This window comes from Microbacterium sp. 3J1, assembly GCF_001049495.1.
Classification (GTDB): domain Bacteria; phylum Actinomycetota; class Actinomycetes; order Actinomycetales; family Microbacteriaceae; genus Microbacterium.
The window spans coordinates 304759-326731 of the sequence record NZ_CDWI01000008.1 but is presented as its reverse complement, the minus strand read 5'-3'; the positions used below and the strand labels follow the sequence as shown (position 1 = coordinate 326731).

General features: G+C 69.2%; 23 protein-coding genes. 14 read left to right on the top strand and 9 right to left on the bottom strand.

What is annotated here, in order from left to right; translation table 11 throughout:
* Nucleotides 1-375 precede the first annotated feature (375 nt).
* Nucleotides 376-699 (top strand): cupin domain-containing protein, encoded by a 324-nt coding sequence (locus BN2660_RS06570; RefSeq protein WP_091228846.1) that lies wholly within the window; start codon nt 376-378, stop codon nt 697-699.
* A gap of 179 nt (nt 700-878) precedes the next feature.
* Here the strand turns inward: BN2660_RS06570 and BN2660_RS06565 are convergent, their stop codons facing one another.
* From BN2660_RS06565 to phnD, 5 genes are all read right to left on the bottom strand, one after another.
* The gene (locus BN2660_RS06565; protein ID WP_091228844.1) at nt 879-1505 is read right to left on the bottom strand and encodes a TetR/AcrR family transcriptional regulator; all 627 of its coding nucleotides are present in this window, start codon (nt 1503-1505) and stop codon (nt 879-881) included.
* A 149-nt stretch (nt 1506-1654) separates the two neighbouring features.
* Complete coding sequence (locus tag BN2660_RS06560; RefSeq protein WP_091228841.1) at nt 1655-2422, bottom strand: tyrosine-protein phosphatase; 768 nt, start codon at nt 2420-2422, stop codon at nt 1655-1657.
* Nucleotides 2419-3255 (bottom strand): phosphonate ABC transporter, permease protein PhnE, encoded by an 837-nt coding sequence (gene phnE, locus BN2660_RS06555; protein WP_091228839.1) that lies wholly within the window; start codon nt 3253-3255, stop codon nt 2419-2421. Before phnE ends, BN2660_RS06560 begins: the two co-directional genes overlap by 4 nt.
* Entirely contained in the window at nt 3239-4195 is a 957-nt protein-coding gene (gene phnC, locus BN2660_RS06550; RefSeq protein WP_255305061.1) for a phosphonate ABC transporter ATP-binding protein, read from the bottom strand. The genes phnE and phnC overlap by 17 nt, the downstream gene beginning before the upstream one ends.
* A complete protein-coding gene (gene phnD / locus BN2660_RS06545; RefSeq protein ID WP_255305060.1) occupies nt 4192-5136 on the bottom strand; it encodes a phosphate/phosphite/phosphonate ABC transporter substrate-binding protein in 945 nt (314 codons plus the stop codon). Before phnD ends, phnC begins: the two co-directional genes overlap by 4 nt.
* A gap of 118 nt (nt 5137-5254) precedes the next feature.
* Between phnD and BN2660_RS06540 the strand changes: the two genes are divergently transcribed.
* The 13 genes from BN2660_RS06540 (at nt 5255) to BN2660_RS06480 (ending at nt 16570) form a co-directional block, all read left to right on the top strand.
* Nucleotides 5255-5605, top strand: a complete 351-nt coding sequence (locus BN2660_RS06540) for a TraR/DksA family transcriptional regulator (RefSeq protein WP_091228837.1) — start codon at nt 5255-5257, stop codon at nt 5603-5605.
* A 54-nt stretch (nt 5606-5659) separates the two neighbouring features.
* Entirely contained in the window at nt 5660-6505 is an 846-nt protein-coding gene (locus BN2660_RS06535) for a hypothetical protein (protein ID WP_091228834.1), read from the top strand.
* Complete coding sequence (locus BN2660_RS06530) at nt 6502-7347, top strand: SMP-30/gluconolactonase/LRE family protein (protein WP_091228830.1); 846 nt, start codon at nt 6502-6504, stop codon at nt 7345-7347. The genes BN2660_RS06535 and BN2660_RS06530 overlap by 4 nt, the downstream gene beginning before the upstream one ends.
* A 7-nt stretch (nt 7348-7354) precedes the next feature.
* On the top strand, nt 7355-8191 hold the full coding sequence (locus BN2660_RS06525; RefSeq protein WP_091228825.1) for an SDR family NAD(P)-dependent oxidoreductase: 837 nt from the start codon (nt 7355-7357) through the stop codon (nt 8189-8191).
* A 289-nt stretch (nt 8192-8480) separates the two neighbouring features.
* Nucleotides 8481-9482: a magnesium and cobalt transport protein CorA gene (locus BN2660_RS06520; RefSeq protein ID WP_091228820.1), complete on the top strand. Its 1002-nt coding sequence runs from the start codon at nt 8481-8483 to the stop codon at nt 9480-9482.
* A gap of 55 nt (nt 9483-9537) precedes the next feature.
* Nucleotides 9538-10269, top strand: a complete 732-nt coding sequence (locus BN2660_RS06515) for an SGNH/GDSL hydrolase family protein (RefSeq protein WP_091228816.1) — start codon at nt 9538-9540, stop codon at nt 10267-10269.
* A 213-nt stretch (nt 10270-10482) separates the two neighbouring features.
* Nucleotides 10483-11223 carry a Type 1 glutamine amidotransferase-like domain-containing protein gene (locus BN2660_RS06510; protein ID WP_091228812.1) on the top strand — a complete coding sequence of 247 codons (741 nt, stop codon included), beginning with the start codon at nt 10483-10485 and terminating at the stop codon, nt 11221-11223.
* On the top strand, nt 11220-12575 hold the full coding sequence (locus tag BN2660_RS06505) for an anaerobic C4-dicarboxylate transporter family protein (protein WP_091228808.1): 1356 nt from the start codon (nt 11220-11222) through the stop codon (nt 12573-12575). Before BN2660_RS06510 ends, BN2660_RS06505 begins: the two co-directional genes overlap by 4 nt.
* A 28-nt stretch (nt 12576-12603) precedes the next feature.
* The gene (locus BN2660_RS06500; RefSeq protein ID WP_141651253.1) at nt 12604-14001 is read left to right on the top strand and encodes a threonine/serine exporter family protein; all 1398 of its coding nucleotides are present in this window, start codon (nt 12604-12606) and stop codon (nt 13999-14001) included.
* A gap of 310 nt (nt 14002-14311) precedes the next feature.
* Nucleotides 14312-14662, top strand: coding sequence for a PadR family transcriptional regulator (locus BN2660_RS06495; protein ID WP_091228799.1), 351 nt, complete (start codon nt 14312-14314; stop codon nt 14660-14662).
* A 2-nt stretch (nt 14663-14664) separates the two neighbouring features.
* A complete protein-coding gene (locus BN2660_RS06490; RefSeq protein ID WP_091228794.1) occupies nt 14665-15036 on the top strand; it encodes a DUF1048 domain-containing protein in 372 nt (123 codons plus the stop codon).
* Nucleotides 15033-15806, top strand: a complete 774-nt coding sequence (locus BN2660_RS06485; protein WP_091228789.1) for an ABC transporter ATP-binding protein — start codon at nt 15033-15035, stop codon at nt 15804-15806. Before BN2660_RS06490 ends, BN2660_RS06485 begins: the two co-directional genes overlap by 4 nt.
* A complete protein-coding gene (locus tag BN2660_RS06480; protein ID WP_091228786.1) occupies nt 15803-16570 on the top strand; it encodes an ABC transporter permease in 768 nt (255 codons plus the stop codon). The genes BN2660_RS06485 and BN2660_RS06480 overlap by 4 nt, the downstream gene beginning before the upstream one ends.
* A gap of 539 nt (nt 16571-17109) precedes the next feature.
* On the opposite strand, the gene BN2660_RS06475 is transcribed toward BN2660_RS06480, so the two are convergent.
* The 4 genes from BN2660_RS06475 to BN2660_RS06460 all read right to left on the bottom strand — a co-directional run bounded on the left by BN2660_RS06475 (nt 17110) and on the right by BN2660_RS06460 (nt 21933).
* Nucleotides 17110-18579 (bottom strand): lipase maturation factor family protein, encoded by a 1470-nt coding sequence (locus tag BN2660_RS06475; RefSeq protein ID WP_091228783.1) that lies wholly within the window; start codon nt 18577-18579, stop codon nt 17110-17112.
* Between the two features lie 171 nt (nt 18580-18750).
* Nucleotides 18751-19674: a glycine betaine ABC transporter substrate-binding protein gene (locus tag BN2660_RS06470; RefSeq protein ID WP_091228780.1), complete on the bottom strand. Its 924-nt coding sequence runs from the start codon at nt 19672-19674 to the stop codon at nt 18751-18753.
* On the bottom strand, nt 19667-20632 hold the full coding sequence (locus tag BN2660_RS06465) for an ABC transporter permease (RefSeq protein ID WP_091228936.1): 966 nt from the start codon (nt 20630-20632) through the stop codon (nt 19667-19669). The genes BN2660_RS06470 and BN2660_RS06465 overlap by 8 nt, the downstream gene beginning before the upstream one ends.
* Nucleotides 20632-21933, bottom strand: coding sequence for a quaternary amine ABC transporter ATP-binding protein (locus BN2660_RS06460; RefSeq protein WP_091228778.1), 1302 nt, complete (start codon nt 21931-21933; stop codon nt 20632-20634). Before BN2660_RS06460 ends, BN2660_RS06465 begins: the two co-directional genes overlap by 1 nt.
* Nucleotides 21934-21973: the final 40 nt, after the last annotated feature.

Below are 21973 nucleotides of genomic sequence, written 5' to 3'. Positions count from 1 at the left end.
AGGCGCGCACCCGAGGCACTAACCCACCTCGCCGCACCCCGTCGACCCGACCCCCCCGCACCCTGTCGGGCGGAGAACTCCGTCATGGGCGGACGCCCATGGCCCGAATCTCCGCCCAACGGGGAGAACTCCGCCCCACGGGGAGACGCGCACCCGAGGCACTGATCCACCTCACGGCACCCCGTCGACCGACCCCCCGCACCCTGTCGGGCGGAGAACTCCGCCCCGGGCGGACGCCCACGGCCCGAATCTCCGCCCAAAGGGGAGAACTCCGCCCGACACGGAGAACGACACGCGCCCGACAAGGACGACCCCACCCCGAAGACCTGTCGCACACCCGCGGGCATGGGTAGCCTCGACGAGCAAGGAGGCGACATGACCGTCACACCGTTCGACGTCCCCCTCGACCGCAACATCGAGGGCTACGAGATGGGCTCCCCCGTGAGCATCATCCGCGAGTTCACCACTGCCGTCGGCTCGGGGCCGCGTCTGCACCGGCATCCGTACGTCGAGACCTTCGTCATCCATCGCGGCCGGGCACTGTTCACGGTCGGCGAGGAGAAGGTCGTGGGCACCGGGGGTCAGGTGCTCGTCGTGCCCGCGCTCGTCGTCCACCGGTTCGAGGTGCTCGACGGCGGCACGTACGAGGCCACCCACATCCACTCGAGCGACCGCTTCATCACGGAGTGGCTGGAGTAGCCCGTAGCCGCCGCCCACCACGGCACGCGCGCATTCCCAGAACAGCGACGCGTGTGCATGCGGAAACGGGGGCTTCCGGCATGCACACGCCCGGGCCGTGTTCTCGCGGTGAGCGGGACACACGTCGGCCGTCTGAGCCTGCATCGGCGCACGCTCGGGCGAAGGAAGGGGGAGGGCCGTCAGGCCACCATCCCTCGCCACATCACTTCGACCGCCGAGCGCATGCGCGCCGCGACAGCCGGGTCGTCCATCCGATCGCCCCGCACCACGATCTGGTAGTACGCGGCTCCGGCGATCGCGTCGAAGCAGGCCTCGACATCGAGGTCGGCACGCAGCTCGCCTCGGGCGATTCCGGCGCGCAGCGCGTTCAGCAGAGGGACGCGCCGCCGCGACACATGCGACTGCCAGTAGGCCTTCTGCAGTGCACGATCGGACATCACCAGGCGGATGCGCTGCCGGAAGCGCTCCTCCGAATAGCCGGATGCCGCGACCGACACGGTGGCCCCGCCGCCGCTCAGCCCGAAGCCGTCGACCAGTGCCTCACGGAGGTCCACTCCCTCGGGATACTCCGGCGGCACGGTGCGACCCACATCGAGCGCCGCGGCGATCAGCGCCGTGAGCGACGGCCACCGCCGATACAGCGCCGCGCGGCTGACACCGCTGCCGGCCACGACCCGGCTGACCGTCACCTCGGCGCCGGAGTCGATGACCGCGAGGGTGGCCTCGAGGATCTGCCGGTCCATGTCCTCGTCACGCGGACGGCCGGGGCGGCGGCGGACCACCACCCCGCCATCCACATCCGACATCGCAGGCGCCGCAACACCGGCCCCGGCAACACCAACCCCGGCAACACCAGTCCCGGCAACGCCAACCCCGGCAACAGCAGTCCCGGCAACACCAGTCCCGGCAACACCAACCCCGGCAACACCAACCGCCGCAACAGCGATCCCCGCCGTCATGCGGCGACGGCCCTCTCCCGGAGCCGCGCGATCGTGGCATCCGACAGCCCGGCGGCACGCAGCGGCGCGAGCGCGTCGCCGTGCTGCGCGCGCAGAGTGTCGAGCAGAGTGCGCATCGACACATCCATCGACCCTTCGAGCAGCGCATCGGTCGAGGCCATCGCCGTCGTGTCGAACCCGAGCGCCTTCCACATCGCGCCCATCACGGGAGCGGTGCGCTGCATGATCGCGACCATGTTGTCGCCCGTGCGGGCGTAGTCGGCGACGATGTCGTCATCGGCAGCTCCGAGCGCGAGCAGAAGCATGGCGGCGAGCACGCCGGTGCGGTCGCGACCGGCCGCGCAGTGGAACGCCGCCGCACCCGGAGTGTGCGCGATCACGTTCAACGCCGTCACGAGCTGGGGAGCCGCGACCTCGACCATGCGCAGATACATACGGCCCATGGCGTCGTGGCTGAGCTCCGGAGCGTCGCCGCGCATCGACTCCCCGACATCCGCGATGAGCGGCAGGTGATGGTACGACACCGGGAACTCTCCGAGCGGTCCGCGGCCGGTGACCGAGACCTCCAACGGCGAGCGCAGATCGATGATCGCGGTGAGTCCGGCGGCGACGAGCTCGGACGCGACGTCGGTGGTCACGTACGCGAGGTCGTCGGTGCGGATCGCCACGCCCTCGCGCACGACTCCGCCGTCGACGGGGATGCCGCCGAGATCGCGCAGGTTGACGGGGGCACTGAGCACGAGGTCGATGTCTGCGATGGTCATGTGATTCTCCTTCTGATGAGGGCGCTGCCCTGGTCGATCGCCGTGACGAGCACGATGATGCAGATGATGATGGCGCTGAGGTGGCCGTAGTCGTACATGCGCATGGCCGTGGTCAGCTCGAGGCCGATACCGCCGGCGCCGACGAGTCCGAGGATGGTCGCCCCGCGCACGTTCCCCTCGAACAGCAGCAGCGTGTACGAGGTGAGCAGCGGTGCGGACTGCGGCAGGATGCCGTACTGGATGACCTGTCGCTTCGAGGCGCCGACGGCCTCCATCGCGACGACGGGACCGCGGTCGACCTGCTCCATGGCCTCGGCGAAGATCTTGCCGATCGAGCCGATCGATCCGAGGGTCATGGCCAGGATGCCGGCGAAGGGGCCGAGTCCGACGGCCGAGACGAACATGAGCGCGAAGACGAGGTCGGGCACCGAGCGGATGATGTTCATCACCCATCGCGTGGGGTAGTACACCCACTTCGGCGCGATGTTCGACGAGGCTCCGAACGCGACGAGCAGCGACAGCACGGCGCCGAGCACCGTGCCGACGACCGCCATCTGGAAGGTCTCGAGCAGCAGCGCGAGGATCGTGCCGATCTTCGAGAAGTCCGGCGGGAACAGGCGCGACAGGAACTCGCCCATGTTGACCGCGCCGTCGCCCAGCTTCACGAAGTTGAACTCCGCGCCGTTGAACGACCAGATCAGCAGCAGCGCGGCGATCGGGAGTCCGATGAGGAACCGCGCGCGAGGCACGCGGAAGGCGCGCTCCAGACGCGCCCGCTCTCCTGCATCGAGCGTGGGACGCACGGTGGGCCGCGGGTCAGTGGTGAGCGTCATCGTCGTGCTCCTCGTCGTCGTAGAGCGGCTCGAGTGCCGCGGCATCCAGCTGCGACGTCGCGCCGGCGACCAGCATCCGTCCGTGCCTGAGACCGATGATCCGGTCGCTGTGCGCGAGCGCGAGCGGCAGCACGTGCAGGCTGACCAGCACCGGGATGCCGTCCTGCGTCGCGATCTCGCGCAGCAGTTCGAGCACGGAGTCGGCGAGCTTCGGGTCGAGGGACGCGACCGGCTCGTCGGCGAGGATCACCTTGGGCTGCTGCATGAGCGCGCGGGCGATGGCGACACGCTGCTGTTGGCCGCCCGAGAGCGAGCGCGCCGGCTCGTTCGCCTTGTGGGCGATGCCGACGCGATCGAGCAGCTCGAGCGCACGGCGGCGGTGGGCGCCCGAGAAGCCGCCGATCATGTTGATCGGTCCGGCGCCGTGCAGGGCCCCGGTGAGCACGTTGGTGAGCACGCTCAGTCGCGGGATGAGGTTGAACTGCTGGAAGACCTGGCCGACGTCCGAGCGCAGGGTGCGCAGCTCGCCGCGACCGAGGTTCGTGACGTCATGCCCGGCGACGCGTACCGAGCCGGATGAGATCGGTGCGAAGCCGGTGAGACTGCGCATGAGAGTCGACTTGCCCGATCCGGATGCTCCGAGCAGCGCGACCATCTCGCCGGGGAACAGATCGAGGTCGACGCCGTCGAGCACGGTCGTGGTGTCGTACGCGACGCTGAGGTCGCGGACCGTCACGAGCGGGAGGGCCTGACGGACCTCGGCCGTGGGAGTGCGGGCTGCCGACCGGCCGGGCAGACCCAGACCGTCCGGAGCCGACACCGCGAGTCGCGCCTCGCCGCGACGGGCGGCGGCCGTGTCGACGGGGCTCTCCGCCGCACGACCGGCCGAGCCGGGGGCGGATGCCGCAGCATCCGCCCCCGCCAGTGCGGCGTTCGTCACTTGAGGTCCTTGAGCTCGACGCCGGCGACCGCGGCGATCTCGGCGAACGACTCGAAGGCCGCCCCGTCGGGGTCGACGGTCTGCTCGGATGCCGCGAACGAGCCGTACGCACCGAGGCGCTCGGCGTTCTCGGGCGAGAAGACCTCGGCGATACCGTCCTGGATGACCTTGCGCGTGTCGGCATCCAGCGACTGACGTCCGAGCACCGCCCCCTGGATGTCCATCGCCGGGCTCTCGCCGACCGCACGCCACTCGCCGTCGGCGAACGGGAACATCGGAGCGCCGAGCTCGGTGAGCATGACGGCGGTGCAGGCGGCGTCGACCTGTCCCTGCTGGAGGGCCGCGAAGCTGCCCTCGTGTCCGCCGGCGAAGATCGCCTCGTAGTCCGTGTCCTGCTCGAGACCGGCCTCATGCAGCATGTACACCGGCATGAAGTAGCCCGAGCTCGATGCCTGGTCGGCGAAGGCGACGGTCTTGCCCTCGAGGTCCTCGACCTCCTGGATCGGCGAGTCGTTCAGCACGACGCACGTGGAGACGGGCTTGCCGTCGCCCTCGAACGCGACCAGCGCGTCGACCTCGCCCGTGTTGACGGCGAGGGCCGAGGGGAAGCCGCTCATGATGCCGATGTCGACGTGGTCGGCGCGGATCGCCTCGACCACGCTGAGGTAGTCGGGGACGTCGGTGATCTCGACGTCGCGGCCGGTCGCCTCTTCGAGCAGCTCGGCGAACACCTCGATGGGGTTCTCGGCCGTGGGGTCGTCGCCGACGGGGAGCGTCGCGATCGTGATGGGGGCATCGGGGTCGGCGGGAGCCGCCTCGGCGGACGGGCTCTGGCAGCCGGTGAGGGCGAGGGCGGCGACGCCGAGGAGGCCGACGGCGGGCAGGGTGAAGCGGCGCATGATGACCTTTCGGGAGGAGGCGTTCCGGAATTCCGAGAACATGGGTATTCCAACTCGTGAAGATGACAGGGAATTACGAGACCGCCGTACTCGAAACGGAACGCTGGGTGAACGGCTGGTGTCGGAGACCGGTGTCGGATGCCCGGCCTAGAGTGTGCGGATGACATCCACTGCGCACGGGCCACTCGATGCCCTCCGGGTGCAGGCGCGGGCGCGTGTGGAGGCGACCGCCTCAGCCCTCGCCGAGCTCATGCACGATCGTGAGGGCTCGAACGACGACGACGAGCACGACCCCGAGGGCGTCACGCTCTCGTCGGAATGGTCGCGCCTGACAGGATTGGCCGAGGCCGCGGCATCCGAGCTCCAGCAGGTCGACGACGCGATCGATCGATGGGATGCCGGCGCGTACGGCGTGTGCGCGAACTGCGGTCGGCCGATCCCCGAAGCGCGACTCGAGGTGCGCCCGTTCGCCGTGCACTGCGTCGCGTGCGCCGAGAAGCTCGGACGATGAGCCCGCCCGGTCGGTCTACAGGGCCGGAGAGTGCGGAAGTAGGCTGAGCACATCATGGACGAGTTCATTCAGGGCTTCTGGGTGTGGGCGGGCACCTACTGGTGGCTCGTCTTCCCGCTGATGGGCGTCGCCGGCGGCGCGGCCAAGTCCTGGGAGCGCGCGGCGAAGCGCCGTCATGAACGCCGCCTCGAGACCCTGCGGCTCAAGGCCGAGATCAAGACCGCGCAGCTCGAAGCCCGCGGACACGCGAAGCGCGTGGGGCCGGCGATCGTCGACACCCGGGCATCCGTCGCGCCGAACACCCTGCTCGAGCGCCTGTTCGCCGAGCACGACGAGATCACCGCGCGCTGGCTGGACTACGAGCTCGACGTCGCGAAGCTCATCGCCTTCCCCGCCATGAGCGACGGCCGTCGGCCACTGGTCGCGGCGTTCCTGCGGGCGAAGAAGACGGCGGATGCTCTGCGCCCGCCCACCGCCGACACGAGCGTCACCGAGCAGCAGGTGTCGGAGTACCTCGACGCGGTCGGCGCGTACGCCGTCGCCTTCGAGATCGCAGAGAAGGATGCGCGGCGGCTGCGCGACTCGACCTTCACCGAGCCCGAGCGCAAGCGCCTCGACCGTGCGCAGCAGCTGCTCAAGGTCGCGGTCGACGAGTCGGCCACGCAGGCCGAGCGCAACCTCGCGTACAAGCGCGTGCGCGACGAGCTCGACGGGCTCATCCTGCTCAGCGACGACGCCGTGCAGGTGCTCGAGAAGCAGGTGGCTCGTGAGCTGCCGGCGCAGGCGAGCACCCCCTCCGCCGCGAACGACGACGCCGCCTCCGATCCCCGGCACGATCCGATGCCCGAATCCGAACCCCGACCCGAGCGCATGCCGCTGCGGAAGGACGAATCCCTGTGACCCCCGAGAATCTCACCGGCCCGATCTGCGTGCATGCCGAGGCGCCCGTGTGGTCGCCGTCGTGGGGCGGCATCCGCTGGGTCGACGGCGAGGCCGCCGACCTCGTCACGCTGCGCGACGACGGCATCCACCGCCTGCATCTCGACGACGAGTACGCCGCGTTCTTCCGGCCGCGGGCCTCGGGCGGCTTCGTGGCCTTCGGCGCCCGCAGCCTGCACCTCTCGGACACCGCCGACGGCCCCGCCCACGTCGCGGTGACGTTCGACCTCGGACAGGCCCGGTTCAACGACGGGACCGTCGACCCGCACGGCCGCCTGCTCGCCGGATCGATGGCGATCGACGACGCCGGAGCAGTGGGCCGGGTGATCCGCATCGGCGCCGACCTCGCATCGACCGACGTGCTCTCCCGCGTCCAGGTCTCGAACGGCGTCGGCTTCGCACCCGGCGGGGGCCGCGCGTACTACGTCGACACGGCGACCGGCCGGGTGGACGTGTTCGACGTCGCCGACGGCGACCTGCGCGGCCGCCGCACCTTCGTGTCGATCCCCGACGACCAGGGCAAGCCCGACGGGCTCACCGTCGCCGCCGACGGCTCCGTCTGGGTCGCGCTGTGGGGCGGCGGAGCCGTGCACGGCTATGCCTCCGACGGATCCCAGATCGCTCGCATCGAGCTGCCCGTCCCCCAGGTGAGCGCCTGCACCTTCGGCGGCGACGACCTCGAGACGCTCTACATCACCACCTCGGCGCAGGGGCTAGACCCCGACCACGGCACCGAGGCGGGGTCGCTCTTCTCGGTGCGCCCCGGGGTCCGCGGACTGCCCGTCGTGGCCTTCGCAGGCTGAGCGCCGCATGAAGACGATCGTCATCACCGGAGCATCCGACGGGATCGGGGCGGCGGCCTCGCGGCAGCTCGCGTCGTCCGGCGACAGGCTCATCCTCGTCGGACGTTCGGCGGAGAAGACCCGTGCCGTCGCCGAATCGGCGGGGGCCGAACACCTCACGGCCGACTTCGCCCGCCTCGACGACGTGCGCGAGCTGGCCGAGAACCTCACGAGCCTGGTCGGCCCCGACGGGATCGACGTGCTCGCCAACAACGCCGGCGGCATCTTCGGTGACCGCACCCCGACCGTCGACGGGCACGAGAAGACGATCCAGGTCAACCACCTCGCACCGTTCCTGCTCACCAACCTCCTGCGTCCCGCGCTGCTGTCGCGCGGAGGAGCGGTGATCAACACGTCGAGCGTCGGGCACCGCCTGTTCGGGCACCTCGACGTCGACGATCTCGACAACGCGCGCCGGTTCAGCGCGAACAAGGCGTACGGCGACGCGAAGCTCGCGAACATCCTCTTCACCAGGAGCCTGCACACGAGGTTCCACGCCGACGGGCTCAGCGCGGTCGCGTTCCACCCCGGCACGGTGCGCACGAACTTCGCGGCTGACTCGTCGAGCGTGATGCGTCTCGTCTACCAGAGCTTCCTCGGCCGCTTCCTCCTGACGGGGGTCGAGGAGGGCGGCAGCATCCTGCGCTGGTTCATCGAGGGCACGCCGGACGAGACGTGGTTCTCGGGCGCGTACTACGACGAGCGGCGACTGACGAAGCGCGTCAATCCGCAGGTCGAGGATGCCGAGCTCGCCGAGAGACTGTGGCAGAAGAGCGCCGAGCTCGTCGGCCTCCCCACCACCTGACGCGGGCATCCGCTCCCTCGCGCCGGGTCTCATCCCGGGATCCGGGAGTATGCTGACATGTCGGGCCGGTTCGGCCCGTCGAGAACGCGAGAGGCGGTGATGGCGATGTCCGGTGATAGTAGCGACGCCGCCTTCGTTGCGTCGCGTTCGACCGCACGCATGCGTTGAGCATCCGCTCCGCATACGTCCGTCCTGCCTCGCAGCCGTCGGCGGCGTCTTCCGCCCCCTGACGAATCCTGCGCACGCCACCGACGCGATCGGCGTGCGCCTGCGAGAACGGAGCCTCCTCATGGCCCTCATCGACAACGGCGTGTACGTCCACGGACGTCGCGTGGAGACCCTGCACAACCTCGACGACACCTCGCGCACCCTGGGCGCGCTCGGCGGCATCGCGTGGATCGGCCTGTACCGGCCGAGCACGCAGGAGGTCGAATCCGTCGCGCGGGAGTTCGACCTGCATCCGCTCGCCGTCGAGGACGCACTCTCGGGGCACCAGCGGTCGAAGGTCGAGCGCTACGGAGACACCCTGTTCGCGGTGCTGCGTCCGGCGCGCTACCGCGACGAGGACGAGTCGATCGAGTTCGGCGAGCTGCACCTGTTCATCGGACCCGACTTCGTCGTCACGATCCGGCACGCCGAGTCGCCGAACCTCGCGGCCGTGCGGCGGCGCATGGAGGCGAACCCCGAGCTGCTCGCGATGGGTCCGGAGGCGGTGCTCTACGCGATCCTCGACGAGGTCGTCGACGAGTACGAGCCGATCGTCGCGGGGCTCGAGAACGCCATCGACGAGATCGAGGACCAGCTCTTCGGAGACAGCGACGACGACGCGCTCTCGCGGCGCATCTACGAGCTGTCCCGCGAGGTCATCAACTTCCAGAGGGCCGTGCACCCGCTCGCGGGGATGCTGCAGTGGCTCCGCCGCGGATCCGACAAGTACCGCATCGACGAGGAGCTCCAGCGCTCGCTCCGCGACGTGCTCGACCACGTGATCCGCGTGCAGGAGAAGGTCGATTCGTTCCGGGCGATCCTCGAGAACGCGCTCACCGTGCAGTCGGCGCTCGTCGCGCGGCGGCAGTCGGAGGCGGGACTCGCGCAGAACGACGAGATCAAGAAGATCTCCTCGTGGGCGGCGATCATCTTCGCCCCGACGCTCGTCGGCACCGTCTACGGGATGAACTTCGAGGGGATGCCGGAGCTGCAGTGGACCTTCGGGTACCCGCTCGCGATCGGCGCGATGGCGGCGTTCGCCGTCGGCCTCTACGGGGTGTTCAAGTACAAGAGGTGGCTCTGAGGCGAGCGAGGCCGGTGACGGTCGGATGCGGAGGGGCGGCGATAGGCTCAAGACCGTGCCGAACGCCGCCGCCCCCGCATCCGCCGTGTCCGACCTCCGCCGCCTCGCCGAGCTCCTCTCGGCCGCCGATCCTCTGAACTGGGTGATCACCGGCGACTCGATCACCCACGGACTCGTGCACACGCAGGGTGGCCGCAGTTATGCCGAGCACCTTCACGAGCTGATCCGCGGTGAGCTCGGCCGCACGCGGGACGCGGTGATCAACTCGGCGATCAGCGGACACCGACTGCCCGACATCCTCGGCGACTTCGACCGGCGGGTCGCGTCGTGGACGCCCGACGTCGTCACGCTGATGATCGGCACGAACGACACGTCGACCCTTCCGGGAAGCCCGGTCGTCGAGCCGGCCGAGTTCGCCGCCTCACTGCGGGAGTTCGTCGCGCGCGTTCGCGGGATCGGCGCGATCGTCGTGCTGCAGACGCCGCCCTCGATCGACGTCGCCAACGCCCCGGGGCGCGAGAGGATCCACGAGTTCGCCGAGGCCGTGCGCGAGGTCGCCGCCTCGGAGGACGTGATCCTCGTCGATCAGCACGCGCGGTTCACCGAGCTCGGCAACGGCGGCGTGCCGTGGGGGCTGATGAACGACCCGTTCCATCCGAACGCCGCGGGCCACGCCGCACTCGCCCTCGAACTCGCGAACACGCTCGACCTCTGCCCGCAGCCGACGTCCGACCGCACGCTGCCGCTGCTCGAGGCGCTCGTCACCGCCGGACGCCTGAACGGCTGACCGGCTTCGGCGCGCGGCTCGCCGGCGCCGCGTGCAGAATTCAGCACGGATGGCCGGGATCGGCCGGATCCGGGCCGTTTTCGTGCCCGACGCTCCATCCCTGCTGAATCCTGCACGCGCGCTCGCCAAGATCCCCTGGTGAGTCGTTTCGTATACCAGTATCTTGAGCCGCATCCGAACTCGTACCGCGGGGGAGCGATTAAGGGGGGCTCGATGGCTCACGTTGTGGCGACAGGCGCAGGCAAGGCCATGATGGAGCGCCGGAACGATCCGACGCACGACTACATCCTCGGGCTCACGCGCAAAGAGAGGCCCCGGGTGCTGTTCGTCGGCACCGCGACCGGCGACGATGCCGCGTACATCGTCAGCTTCTATTCGACCTACGACTCCGACCAGTGCGCGCCGCACCACCTCCCCCTCTTCCACCGTTCGGTCGACGACCTCGCCGGGTTCGTGAAGGGGTTCGACGTGATCCATGTGGGCGGCGGCAACACCGCGAACATGCTCGACGTGTGGAGGCGGCAGGGCCTCGACGAGATCATGCGCGAGATGTGGGAGGACCCCGACTCGAACGTCGTGTTCACCGGGGGCAGCGCCGGTGGCATCTGCTGGTTCGAGGGCGGCACGACCGACAGCTACGGTCCGACCCTGCAGGTACTGCCCGAGGGGCTCGGGTTCCTGCACGGCAGCTTCTGCCCGCACTACGACGCCGAGGACCAGCGCCGACCGCTGTTCCACGCATCGCTGCGGAGCGGAGAGCTCGCCACCGGGTACGCCGTCGGCAACCTGCAGTCCCTGCACTTCGAGGGCTCCGAATTCGTCACGGCGATCAGCCCGGTCGAGAATCCTCTCGCTCTGCGCGTCGAGGCGATCGACGGCGAGATCGTCGAGACCGAGCTCGCCACCGAGATCCTCACCGGCTCGGGCCCGATCACGAAGGGCCCGTCGACGTGAACGACAACGTGTGGATCCTCATCGCCCAGCTGATCGTCGTCATCCTCGCGATCTACATGGGCACCCGCACCAGCGGGATCGGCCTGGGGGTGTGGGGACTCGTCGGCGTGGCCGTGCTCATCTTCGTGTTCGGCGAAGCGCCGGGCAACGCGCCGGTGGATGCCGTCTTCATCGTCATCACGGTGATCACCGCCGCATCGACCATGCAGGCCGCCGGCGGCATCGACTGGATGGTGTCGATCGCCGCGAAGGTGATCCGGCGCAAGCCGAAGTCGGTGGTGTTCCTCGCCCCCGCGATGTCGTTCCTCTTCACCGTCGGCGCCGGAACGGGCAACATCTTCTACCCGCTGCTCCCCGTCATCTACGACGTCTCGTACCAGCAGAGGATCCGCCCCGAACGGGCTCTCGCCGTCTCGGCGGTCGCGTCGCAGGTCGGCATCCTCTGCTCCCCCGTCTCTGCGGCGACAGCATCCATGGTCGTGCTGCTGGCACCCCAGGGCGTGGACCTCGGCGGACTGCTGCTGATCATGTGGCCGGCCTCGATCGCCGGTCTGTTCATGGCGGCCCTCGTGATGATGCGCCATGGCAAGGACCTCGAGGACGACCCCGAGTTCCAGCGCCGCCTCGAAAGCCACCAGATCACGCCGCCGACGGTCGATGCGCACGACAGCAAGCTGCCGCGCACCGCGGTGCTGTCGGCCACACTCTTCCTGATCGGCGTCGGTGTCATCGTGTTCTTCGGTCTCTTTGAGGGGCTGCGCCCGGTGATCGGCACGGATGACGCCGGTGATCCCGTGCGCTTGAGCGTGACCGTCATCATCGAGGTGGTGATGGGCGTGATCGCGGCTCTGATCTTCGTGTTCTGCAAGGTGAAGGCCGCAGATGTGCCGAAGCAGCCGACGTTCCCCGCCGGGATCGTGGGCGCGATCGCCCTCTTCGGAATCGCCTGGCTCGCCAACACCTTCGTCGCGGCGAACCAGACCCTCATCGTCGACGGCCTGGGGTCGGTGGTCTCCGGATCGTCCGCGTTCCTCGGGGCGCTGCTCTTCGCGCTCGCCCTCTTCGCGGTCGCGATGCTGACGACGAGCCAATCGAGCGCGACGAACGCGATCGTCCCGATCGGCATCACCATCGGGCTTCCGGCGCCGCTGCTCGTCGGACTCTGGCCTGCGACGATGGGCATCTACACGCTGCCCGCCAACGGCAGCCAGGTCGCGACCGTCGCATTCGACCAGACCGGCACGACGAAGATGGGGAAGTTCGTCTTCGACCACTCGTTCCAGCTCCCGAACCTCGTCTACATCGGCGTCGCGATCGTCGTCGGCGTGACGCTGTCGCTCCTGTTCTCGTGACGGCGGCCCCGACCTGGGCGTGGCTGACGTGACGGATGACCTCGACCGTTCGGCCCTGCGCCGGTTCCTGCTCGGACTCGCGCAGGGCATGAACGCGTCGGCGGAGTCGGTCGACCGCATCCGCGACACGATGACCGACGTCGTCGAGGCCTACGGGGGCCGCGACACGGACTTCGTCGTGCTGCCGACGATCATCCTCGTCGAGACCGGCGAGTCCGACGAAGCACGAGTGGCGATCCGCTCGGCCACGAACGCCTCGTTCCGCTTCGACCAGATCGCCGCGCTGTACGAGCTCGTCGCCCAGGCGCGCACGGCGTCGATCTCGCCGCTCGACGGCATCCGACGGCTGAACGAGATCGGCGCGATGCGCCCCCGCCTCGGCTGGCTCACCCGCACCTTCGGACACGCGGTGCTCACCACCGGGCTCGCCCTGCTGCTGGCTCCGACCTGGCAGGGCGCGATCGTCGCGTTCGGCCTGGGATTCGGCATCGGGCTGTTGAAGCTCGTGCGATCCCCCACGCTGCAGCTGATCCTGCCGATCGCCGCGGCGTTCGTCTGCGCGGCCTCGGTCTTCCTGCTCGCCGAGGTCATCGAGATCGGCGACCCCATCCGACTGCTCATCGCGCCTCTCGTGACGTTCCTCCCGGGCGGCGTGCTCACCACGGCCACGGTCGAGCTCGCGGCGGGGCAGATGATCTCGGGCGCCGCGCGCCTGATCTACGGCTTCGTGCAACTCGCGCTGCTGGCCTTCGGAATCCTCGCCGCCGGCGCCACCGTGGGCGTCGATTCGCGCTCGTACGAGCCGCTCGCCCCCTCGTCCTTCCTTCCCTGGTGGGTCGGCCTGCTCGGCATCCTCGTGTTCGCGCTCGGGAACTACCTGCACTTCTCCGCGCCGGCGTCGACGTTCGGGTGGGTGCTGCTCGCGCTGGTGGTCGCCTATGCGGGCCAATGGGTGGGAACCGAGTTCATCGACCCCACGATCGGCGGCTTCGTGGGCGCCGTCGCCGTCACGCCCGTCGTGTTCTGGATCGCCGGGCTGCGCCACGGTGCCCCGTCGCAACTCACCTTCCTCCCGGCGTTCTGGCTGCTGGTGCCCGGCGCGGCGGGGCTGGTGGGCCTGACCGAGGCGTTCGCGACCGACAACGGACTCGCGGACTTCGCGGCCGCGCTCACCTCGATCATGTCGATCGCCCTCGGCGTGCTGATCGGCACCGCGCTGTACCGGGTGGTGCACCACGGCGCCGAGGAGTTCGTGCAGTTCGCCGTGGCCGTGCCGACCGCGCCCGCAGCGGAGAGCCCGCCGACCCTCTGGGCGCGGCTCACCGCACCGTGGCGGCGGGCACCGTGGCGGCGGGCGCCGTGGCGGCGGGCACCGTGGCGGCGGGCGCCGCATGCCGGGTCGAGGGCTGCACGCCGACCGGAGTGACGACGCCCCGACATCAGTGACGGCGGTCGGGCACCGGCGCGTGCTCGCCGTTCTCGCCTACCTCCGCAGCTGATCGGCGCGCGCGCCGGCGCAGCGGCGGCGCCGGCGGCGTGCACGATTCAGCAAGAACGGGCCGGATCGGGCTGATCTGCGGCTTCTGAGCCGTCCCCGCCGCATCCGTGCTGAATCCTGCACGCACCCCCTCCGAGAAGCTTCAGTATTCGGTGTTGCTAAGTACCGGTACTCGGTGTTACTTTGTACCGGTACCCAGCAACACTGAGTACTCGACAGAGAAGGAAAGGAGGACCTGATGGGCAAGCAGATGACCGAGATGCTCAAGGGCACTCTGGAGGGCATCGTTCTGGCCCTCCTCGCCGAGCAGCCGGCCTACGGATACGAGATCACCACACGACTGCGGGATCACGGGTTCACCGACACCGCCGAGGGCACCGTCTATGCCCTCCTCGTACGCATCGAGCAGAAGAACCTGGTCGACGTCGAGAAGGTGCCGAGTGAGAAGGGACCGCCCCGCAAGGTGTACACCCTGAACGCGCAGGGCACGCAGGAACTCGAGGACTTCTGGACCACCTGGAGTTTCCTCAAGACGCACATCGAACAGCTGAACCCCCGCAGCACGACGCACACGAACAAGGAGAACTGACCATGGCCGCGAAGTGGATCGAAGCGATCACCGGATCACTCGAAGAGAAGAAGCAGTACAAGCAGGCGCAGGCCCGCATCAACGCCCTCCCCGAGCCGTACCGCGAGATGGCGAAGGCGCAGCAGCGCTACAACATGTACTACGGCGGCGTCACCGACGGCGACACCATCGTGAAGATGTTCCTCGACATCGCCGACATGTGGGAGCGCGCCGCGATCGACGGCACCCCGGTCTCCGCGATCGTCGGCGACGACCCGGTCGAGTTCGCCGAGAACTACGCCACGGCGTACGGCGGACGACAGTGGATCGACAAGGAGCGCGCGCGCCTCATCAAGGCGTTCGACGACGCGAAGAAGAAGGAGGGCGAGTCATGAGCAATGCAGCCATCTCGGTGCGCGGCATCGAGAAGTCGTACAAGGACCTCCATGTCCTGCGCGGCGTCGACTTCGAGGTCGAGAAGGGGTCGATCTTCGCCCTCCTCGGCTCGAACGGCGCAGGCAAGACCACGGTCGTCCGCATCCTCTCGACGCTGCTGAAATCGGATGCCGGCACAGCCAGCGTCCAGGGATTCGACGTCGCCGCAGAGCCGCTGCGGGTACGAGAGTCCATCAGCCTCACCGGGCAGTTCGCCGCCGTCGACGAGATCCTCACCGGACGCGAGAACCTGATTCTCGTCGCGAAGCTGCGTCACCTGCCCGACGCGGGCCGGGTCGCCGACGAGCTGCTCGCGAAGTTCCGGCTGACGGATGCCGGGAGCCGCAAGGCCGGCACGTACTCCGGCGGTATGCGTCGCCGGCTCGACATCGCGATGAGCCTCGTCGGCCGACCCGAGGTCATCTACCTCGACGAACCCACGACGGGACTCGATCCCGAAGCCCGCATCGAGGTGTGGGACGTCGTGAAGGAGCTCGCGAACATCGGCACCACCGTGCTGCTCACCACGCAGTACCTCGATGAGGCGGAGCAGCTGGCCGACCGCATCGCGATCCTCCATGAGGGTCGGATCATCGCGAACGGCACCCTGGCGGAGCTCAAGCGCCTGCTGCCGGCCGCGAAGGTCGAGTACGTCGAGAAGCAGCCCACTCTCGAGGAGATCTTCCTCACCCTCATCGGCCCTTCGGCCGGAAAGGACGCCGCAGCATGAGCACGCACTTCGTCGCCGACACCGCGACGCTCACCGGCCGCTCGATGCGGCACATCTTCCGCAGCGCAGACACCATCATCACCACGGCGGTCACCCCGATCGCGCTGATGCTGCTGTTCGTGTACGTCTTCGGCGGGGCGCTCCAGCCGAGCACCGGCGTCGACAACTACGTGAACTACCTGCTCCCCGGCATCCTGCTGATCGCGATCGCGTCGGGCATCGCCTACACCGCGTTCCGACTGTTCATGGACATGCAGAGCGGCATCTTCGAGCGGTTCCACTCCATGCCGATCGCCCGATCGAGCGTGCTGTGGGCGCACGTGCTCACGTCCCTCGTCGCGAACATCATCACCCTCGCGATCATCTTCGCGGTCGGGTTCCTGATGGGGTTCCGCACCGGGGCGAGTCCGCTCGCCTGGCTCGGTGTCATCGGCATCCTGCTGCTGTTCACCCTGGCACTGACCTGGCTGGCGATCATCGCCGGACTCAGCGCCAAGACGGTCGATGGAGCGAGCGCGTTCTCGTACCCGCTCATCTTCCTGCCGTTCATCAGCTCGGCGTTCGTGCCCACCGACACGATGCCGGGTCCGGTGCAGTGGTTCGCCGAGAACCAGCCGGTCACGTCGATCGTGAACACGATCCAGGCGCTGTTCGCCGAGCAGCCCGTCGGCGACGACATCTGGGTCGCCCTCGCCTGGTGCATCGGCATCCTGGTCGTGGCCTACGTGCTCGCGATCATGACCTACCGGAAGAAGATCAGTTGACCGCTCGCAGTGAGACGGAACGCTCCGTCCGGGCCTCGCGCCCGGCCGGGGCGTTTCGCCGCGCTCGGCGGGGTGGATCGTCGGCCTGACCCGCCTTGACCCCACCTCCTTGTCGGGCGGAGAACCCCGCGTGGGGCGGAGAATCCGGCGCGGAAGGTCCGCCCCACGGGGAGAATTCCGCCCGACAGGGTGGCGCCGAGGCCGCGGCCCCGCTGCCCACCGGACGACACACCCGCCCCGACCCACCCACCTGTTCGGCGGAGAACCCCGCGTCGGGCGGAGAATCCTGAGCGAAAAGTCCGCCCGACAGGGAGAACTCCGCCCGACGGGGTGGCGCCGATGCCTCGGTCTCGCCCGGCGGCTCACCCATCCCGATCCCACCCACCTGGTGGGGCGGAGAACCCCGCGTGGGGCGGAGAATCCTGAGCGAAAAGTCCGCCCGACAAGGAGAACTCCGCCCGACGGGTGGCACGACGCCACGACGGCCCCCCGCCCACGACCGCCCGACGGCCCCCGCAAGCCACGGCACCCCGCCCGGGCTACCGCAATCCGACGGGTCCGAGCACGACGCGCTGACGCGTCCGCATCCACCTCACTCCGTGAGCGCGCCGCTCGGCCCGCGTCGCGAATCGGTAGCGGTAGGTGACCGCGCGCACCCACCGCGGCCGCTCGCCGTCGAACGGATCGAGCCGCAGCAGGGCGAGGGTCGGAGCATCCGCCTCGAGCAGCCTGATCAGGAACACCGTGAACCAGTCGTCGAGCGAGCGCCCCAGCGGCAGGAACCACATGAGCCAGTCGAGCCGCAGATGGTACGGCGCGAACTGCCGCGGGATCCGGGTGATGTCGCCCGGTTTGCCCTTGAACTCGTACTCGCGCCACAGCAGCCCGTCGTCCTCGAGCGACCCCTCGACGACGATCTCGATGCGCTCCTTCGTGACGGTTCCGAACGCGCCGTAGGCGTTGCCGAGCTGCCACCGGTTGAAGCTCGCGTTCATCAGCTGCCGCCGCGCGAACAGATTGCGCAGCGCCGGCCAGCTCAGCACGACGTACAGCAGACCGACCGCCGCCGTGAGCACGAACCAGTACAGCGGGATGCCGGGCCACGGCGGCCCGGCATCCGACCGTTGCACGTCCGATCCGATCCCCGGGAGCCCGATCGCCGAGAACCCGATCACGATCGTCGCCCAGTTCAGCCAGGCGAAGTTGCCCGTCGCGACGAGCCACGCCTGGGTCGCGATCACGATCGCCGCGGCGACGGCTCCGATCATCTGGGGCACCGGCCCGGGCACCCAGAGCGACAGCAGCGGCGCGAACAGGAAGAACGGCACCACGAGCTGCGCGAAGTGATTGCCCACGACCTCGGCCTTGTGGAACCACCGCGGCAGCAGATGCGCCTGCCGGCTGAGCGGCCCCGGCATCGGCTGCGTCTCGTGGTGGTAGGTCAGGGCGGTGAGGTCGCGCCACTCGCGTCCGCCGCGGATCTTGATCATCCCTGCGCCGAACTCCAGGCGGAACAGCAGCCACCAGAACAGCACGATCACGACCGTGGGTGGCGGCTGGTCGTTCGAGCCGAGGAAGGCCGCGAGGAATCCGGCCTCGAGCAGCAGCATCTCCCAGCCGAAGGAGTAGAACGTCTGACCGATGCTGACGATCGACATGTAGCCCAGCCACAGCGCCAGGAAGCAGAGCATCGGCACCCACGGCGGGGCGAGCTGCGGGATGCCGATGACGAGCAGCGCGGCGACCGCGATCCCCGCCGCGCACAGGGCGACGAGACGCCGATCGGTGTATCGGACGCGGAGGAAGAGGCTCGGATGCAGCATCCGCCGTCGTTCCTTCTTCTCGCCGATCCAGTCGAGCAGCGCGGGCGCGGGAAGCAGGCCCCGCTCACCGAGGAGTGGCCGGAACTGGTTCAGCGTCGAGACGAACGCGACGAGGTACAGCGCCGCGATGCCCCTCTGCAGGACCTCGCGGGCGAACCCGAAGTCGACCGCCGCGAACCCGTCCACGCGGTCAGGCTACGACGGGCGACGGGGCGCGAGGAGGGGGTTGCGCCCGTCGGCGGACACCCTCACCGGCGGAGAACACGGCGATGGGCGGAGGTTCTGTGACAGATCCTCCGCCCATCGGGGTGAAGTCCGCCCGACGCGGGGCCACGCGGGGCGGGCTCGTGATTCAGATCAGCTGACGACCCAGTCGAACTCGCTGCCGTGCTCGTCGAGCCAGGCATCCACGGCCTCGGCCTCGCGGCCCTCGCCGTACTCGTTCACGACCAGGTCCTCGAGCGAGCCGTACTGCGCGTCGTCGAGCATGATCTGCGAGATCAGCTCCGCCGCCTCGGGGTACTCCTCGGAGAAGCCCTCGGTGCCGAGGAAGTGCAGACCCTCGGCCTCGCCCATCGCGCCCTTCGGGTCTTCGAGGTCCTTCACGGGGAAGGCGTCGTTGGCCCAGAACGGACGCCACAGCGTCACGACGATATCCTCCTGCTTCTCGGTCGCGGCCTTGAGCTCGGTGAGCATGGCGGCGGTCGAGGAGGTGACCAGCTCGTACGACGAGTCGAGGCCGTACTCCGGCATCATCTTCTGCGTCTGTCCGGTCAGACCGGCGCCCGGCTCGATCCCGTAGATCTTGCCGTCGAACCGATCGGATGCCGCGGCGAGCTCGTCGATCGAGTCGATGTCCGTGTACTCGGGCACCGCGATCGTCAGCTTGGCGTTGTCGTAGTAGGTGCCGAGATCCTCGATCGAGTCGCCGTACGTCGCCATGTACTCGGCGTGCGTGATCTCGGGCCAGGCCGACGGGAACACGTCGACGTCGCCCTGCGCGAGGCCCGTGTACAGCGGGCCCGCCTCGGTGAGCGTCTGCATCTCGACGGAGTAGCCGATCTTCTCGAGCTGGTCCTGCAGCAGGTACGCCGTGCTGAGTCCGTCGGTCCACGAGGGCAGGAACCCGAGGGTGATCGTGCCCTTGTCTCCGCCGCCGCTCGCGCCGGAGCCGCCGCCGAACTCGGTCGTGCCGCCGGCGCCGTCGCTCGCGCATCCGGCGAGGGTGAGGGATGCTGCGGCGCCGAGCGCCGCGATGGTGATGATCCTGCGCTTACGCATTCTGCAGCTCCTTCTCTTCGGCGGGCGTCGGTGCCATGGGGCTGGATGCCGCCGGTGCGGCGGCCGTCGTCGCCGCAGCCCGCTGGGCCGCGCGGCGGTGAGCGAGCACCGCGAGCAGGGACCCGGGGTTGCGTCCGAGCGTTCCCAGCGCGGCGGTGACCCGGTCGAGGAAGACCGCGATCAGCACGACGCCGAGTCCGGCTTCGACGCCCTTCGCGATGTTCACGGTGGAGATCGCCTCGACGACCATCTTGCCGAGGCCGTCGGCGCCCGCCATGCCGGCGATGACCGCCATGGAGAGCGCGAGCATGATGACCTGGTTGACGCCGGCGAGGATCGTCGGCATCGCGAGCGGAAGCTGGATGCCCCGCAGGATCTGACCCGGCTTGGCGCCGAAGGCCTGACCCGCCTCGACGGTCTCGGAGTCGACTCCGCGGATGCCGAGCTCGGTGAGACGCACACCCGGAGGCAGCGCGAAGATCACCGTGGCGACGAGCCCCGGGACGACGCCGATGCTGAAGAACACGATCGCGGGGATCAGGTAGACGAACGCCGGCATGGTCTGCATGAAGTCGAGCACCGGCTTCAGCACCGCACGCACGGTGGCGTTGCGCGCCGACCAGATGCCGAGGGGGATCGCGATGAGCACGGCGACGAGGGCCGCGACGAGCACGAGCGCGAGCGTCTGCATCGCGGGGACCCAGAGCCCCATCGCGACGATCAGCGTGAACGACACGAGCGTGCCGATCGCGAGCTGCCATGAGCGCACGACCCACGCGATGAGCGCGGCGATCACGATGACGACGTAGAAGTACGGCAGCAGCAGCAGGAACGTGAGGCCGTCGACGAGCGACGTGACCACGAGCGAGATGACGTCGAGGAAGCCGTCGAGGTTCGTCTTGATCCAGTCGACTCCGGATGCGACCCACGTGCCGAGGGGAAGGCGGAAACCGTCCATCAGCGCACCTCCCCTGCCGTCGCGGCGTCCGCCGGGTCGGCGGTCCACCCGTCGTCGAGCACGGCGTCGATCTCGGCCTGCGGCATCGGCAGCAGCGGAAGGGTGAGCTCACCGGTCGCGCTCGGGCCGGGGCCCAGGGCGGCGAGCAGGGTGATGCGCGGGATCACGCCGGTCAGGCGGCCCGCAGCATCCACCACGGCCAGCGGCAGCGGCGACTCGACGGACGGCACGAACAGGTTCATGAGCACCTCGTCCTCACTGACGCTCTGCGGCACCGGCTTGAGGATCGAGTCGAGGGTGGTCGCGCCCTTGCGGACGAGCTTGACGGCATCCCGGTCGGTGACGATGCCGAGCAGTCGGCGGTCTCGGGCGACGACGTAGGTCGCCGACATGAAGGCATCCCGCATCTGGCGCAGCGCCGTGCGCGGGCCCGCGGTGTCGGCGACGACGGGGCGCGGACGCTCCATGACGTTGCCGGCGGTGAGCACCCTGGCGCGGTCGACGTCCTGCACGAACTGCTCGACGTAGTCGTTGGCCGGGTCGGTGAGGATGTCCTCCGGCGTGCCGATCTGCACGATGCGGCCGTCACGCATCACGGCGATCCGGTCGCCGAGGAACATCGCCTCGTTGAGGTCGTGGGTGATGAACACGATGGTCTTCTGGAACTTCTCCTGCAGCTCGAGCAGCTGCTCCTGCATCTCGCGGCGGATCAGGGGGTCGAGGGCGCTGAACGCCTCGTCCATGAGCAGGATGTCGGTGTCGGCGGCGAGCGCGCGGGCGATCCCGACACGCTGCTGCATGCCGCCGGACAGCTCGGAGGGGAGCTTGTCGCCTTGACCGACCAGACCGACGAGGTCGAGGATCTCCTGGGCCTTCGCCAGACGCTCGGCCTTGCCGACGCCTTTGAGCTCGAGCGGATACGCCACGTTGGCGGCGACCGTGCGGTGCGGCAGCAGCGCGAAGTGCTGGAAGACCATCGAGATCCGGTCGCGGCGGATCTCGCGCAGCCGACCCGCGGGGATGCCGGTGATCGGGTCGCCGTTGACGACGACCGATCCGTCCGTCGCCTCGTGGAGGCCGTTGAGCATGCGGATGATCGTCGACTTGCCGGAGCCGGAGAGCCCCATGATGACGAAGATCTCGCCGCGGTTCACGGTGAAGCTCGCGTCGATCACCGCTGCGGTACCTGCATCTGCGAGGGCTGTGCGGCTCTCGCCGGCCTTCAGCCGACGGACTGCCTGGTTCGGATTCTTCCCGAACACCTTGAAAAGTTGGCGCGCTTCAAGTGCGATTTCGGACACGTTTCCCCTGCGGCTCGCCTCTGCGGCTGAGCCTGCTTCG